The organism is Streptomyces himalayensis subsp. himalayensis (assembly GCF_013778455.1).
Classification (GTDB): Bacteria; Actinomycetota; Actinomycetes; order Streptomycetales; family Streptomycetaceae; genus Streptomyces; species Streptomyces himalayensis.
Map to the genome: position 1 here is coordinate 1 of NZ_JACEHE010000074.1, position 3,234 is coordinate 3,234.

Genomic DNA, 3,234 nt, shown 5'->3' on the forward strand with positions numbered 1-3,234 from the left:
TAATAGCGGAGCTATTCGGGCGTTTCGGCAACGCTGCGAGCGTGCGTGCCAGGCGTCGCGGGGCAGGCGGGACTTTCGACACACGCCCTAGGGCAGGAGTCCCCGCAGCGGGAACACGGCACGACGCGCGGCGACGACCGCCTGGTCCAGGCGGTCGGCCGGGTCGTATCCGTCCTCCCATCCCTTCCAGGAGGCGGGCCACCGCCCGTCCGTCATACGCGCCGGCGCCAACTGCCGTGTCCGCGCATAGACTTCCTGCCGCCACTCCTCGGGGATCAGGGTCTCCGGCTCGATGGGCCGTCCCGCCGCGATCGCCACCAGATGCGTCCACGACCGGGGCACCACGTCCACCACCGCGTATCCGCCGCCGCCGAGCGCGACCCACCGCCCGTCGGCGTACTCATGGGCCAGGTCATGGCACGCGACCTGCACCGCCCGCTGTGCGTCCAGCGACACCGCAAGATGCGCCAGCGGGTCCTCGAAGTGCGTGTCCGCGCCGTGCTGGGTCACCAGGACCTGCGGCCGGAAGTCCGCGAGCAGCTCCGGTACGACCGAGTGGAACGCCCGCAGCCAGCCCGCGTCCCCGGTTCCGGGCGGCAGCGCCACATTGACCGCCGATCCCTCCGCAGAGTCGGCGCCCGTCTCCTCGGGCCACCCAGTCCCCGGAAACAGCATCCGCGGATGCTCGTGCAGCGAGATCGTGAGCACCCGGGGGTCCTCCCAGAACGCCGCCTGTACGCCGTCACCGTGGTGCACGTCCACATCGACGTACGCGACGCGCTCCGCGCCCAGCTCCAGCAGACGCGCGATCGCCAGCGACGCGTCGTTATAGATGCAGAATCCCGCGGCGCCCCCGGGCATGGCATGGTGCAGCCCGCCCGCGAAGTTCACCGCGTGCAGCGCATCGCCGCGCCACACCGCCTCGGCCGCGCCCACCGACTGCCCGGCGATCAGGGCCGACACCTCGTGCATGCCGGCGAACGCCGGATCGTCCATCGTCCCGAGCCCGTACGTGTCGTCCGCGGCATCCGGATCGGCGGAGGCGGCCTTCACCGCCTCGATGTAGTCCTCACGGTGGACGAGCCGCAGCGTCGAGTCACCCGCCCGCTTGGCCGCCACCACGTCCACCGCGCTGTCCAGCCCGAACGCGGCGACGAGTCGCCTGGTCAGCGCCAGTCGGACCGGATCCATGGGGTGGTCCGGACCGAAGTCATAGCCCGTTACTGCTTCGTCCCACATCAGCTGTGCGCGGCCGCTCATGCCCGTCACCGTATCGGTGTGGTCCAGCGATGAACGACTTGGCATACAGCAACGTCACAAGCACGAGCACCATGGGGACGAGCATCGCCCCCCGGTAATTCCACGCGTCCCCGAGCGCACCGACGAGCGGGGAGCCGATCAGGAAGCCCACGTAGTTGAAAACGTTGAGCCTCGCGATCGCCGTATCGGATGCCCCGGGGCTGTGACTTTCAAAAGCGTGCCGCCCTGCCGCCGCGAAGGTCTGCGGCACGATCACGCAGAGCCCCAGCCCGAGCAGCGTGAAGCCGAGCATGCCGACCCACGCCCCCGGCGCGGCCGCCACGACGGCGAACCCGAGCGCGGCCACCAGCGCCCCGCCGCGTACGACGGCGACGGCACCGAATCGCCGCACCCCGAGATCCCCCAGTGACCGCCCGATGAGAGTGGTCACCATGTAGACGTTGTACGGAACGGTCGCCATCTGCTCCGAACTCCCCAACACATCCTGCAGATACTTCGCGCTCCAGTTGGAAACGGTCGAGTCACCGATGTACGCGAAGGTCATCACCAGGCACAGGGGCAGCAGCATTCTGAAAACGACGGGGCCGGCTTCGGCGGTCTGTTCCACCTTGCCTTCGGACGAGGGGCCTTCGGCGACCGGGCTTGCGGGGGCGCCCGAGTCCACGTACCACCGACTGCCGACGAGCGCCGCCGGCAACAGCACGACGACCACCGGCAGGTATGACAGGAAGAGCTCGAGCTCCCAGTGCGCACCCGCCCAGGCCAGAGACGCTCCGGCGATCCCGCCCAGGCTGTACGCGGCGTGCAACCCGAGCATGATGCTGCGTCCGTAGGACCGCTGCAGACTCACACCCAGCATGTTCATCGACGCGTCCAGTGCGCCGACGGCAAGCCCGAACGCCGAGAGGGCCAGGGCCAGTTCCCACATACTGTCGCCGGCCGCGACCCCGAGCAGCGCGAGCAGAACGACAGGCTGCGACCAGCGCAGCACGCGGCTCGGCCGCACCCGCTTCACCAGCCGCTCTGTGGCCACGCTGCCGACTCCGGCGAGTATCGGCACGGCGGCGAGGAATGCGGGCAGCAGCCCGTCGGATATCCCGTAGCGGTCCTGGATCGCGGGTATGCGCGTCACCAGCAGGGCGAACGCGACACCCTGTGCAAAGAAGCTGAACGCCAGAGACGCCCTACCGCGCCGCAGCACTTCTGTCATGGCGGGAGCGTAGGGCCCCGGGGTACCCGTGGGTAGCGGACCAGAACATGAATGTGGCTCAGCTCTTGAGGAGGTCGACCAAGACGCCCATGTCCAGGAAGAGTTGCGTGGCGCCTGCGAGCCGGTGGGCGGGCGTCATGGCGGTGTAGCCGTAGACGTCCATGCCGGCCGCCAGAGCCGCCTGTACGCCGAGTGGACTGTCCTCGATCACGACGCAGCTCTCGGGGGCGACCCCCATCGAGGCGGCGGCGTGCAGGAAGAGGTCAGGTGCGGGCTTGCCCCGTCCGACGTCCTCGGCGCTGAAGAGCCTTGTCTCGTCGAACCAGTCCTCAAGTCCGGTCGTCCCGTGGGAGAACCGGATCCGTGCATGCCGCCCGGAGGAGGCTACGCAGTACGGCACACCATCGGCCTGGAGCCATTCGAGTACGTCGACGACGCCGGCCACGGGCTTCAGATCCCTCTCAAAGGCGGCGAGCGTCCGAGCCAGGACCTCTCCATCGAATTCGCCGGGCAGTTCCTTGCCGTACCGCTCACGGATGGTGTCGTGGACGCGATGGATGGAGCCGCCCATGTAGTCGCGTATGGAGTCCTCGTACGTCGTGGGATGCCCCAACTCGGTGAGATAGGCGGCGAGAACCGTGTTGGACAGGGGCTCGCTGTCGACGAGGACGCCGTCGTTGTCGAAGATCACGAGGTCGTAGCGCATGCTGCAGAGCCTAAACGGGCCGAACGCAGAAAAGCCCCACACCATACGGTGTGGGGCT

At 68.7% G+C, this 3,234-nt stretch carries 3 protein-coding genes; all 3 read right to left on the minus strand.

Going from position 1 to position 3,234, the window contains the following annotated elements; all coding sequences use genetic code 11:
* Positions 1-87 precede the first annotated feature (87 nt).
* Genes H1D24_RS41415 through H1D24_RS41425 form a run of 3 tightly spaced genes read right to left on the minus strand, consistent with a single transcriptional unit; the run spans position 88 to position 3,176 of the window.
* The gene (locus tag H1D24_RS41415; protein ID WP_181662938.1) at positions 88-1,260 is read right to left on the minus strand and encodes an acetoin utilization protein AcuC; all 1,173 of its coding nucleotides are present in this window, start codon (positions 1,258-1,260) and stop codon (positions 88-90) included.
* A complete protein-coding gene (locus H1D24_RS41420) occupies positions 1,211-2,470 on the minus strand; it encodes an MFS transporter (RefSeq protein ID WP_181662939.1) in 1,260 nt (419 codons plus the stop codon). Before H1D24_RS41420 ends, H1D24_RS41415 begins: the two co-directional genes overlap by 50 nt.
* A gap of 58 nt (positions 2,471-2,528) precedes the next feature.
* Complete coding sequence (locus H1D24_RS41425; protein WP_181662940.1) at positions 2,529-3,176, minus strand: HAD family hydrolase; 648 nt, start codon at positions 3,174-3,176, stop codon at positions 2,529-2,531.
* Between the last annotated feature and the right edge of the window lie 58 nt (positions 3,177-3,234).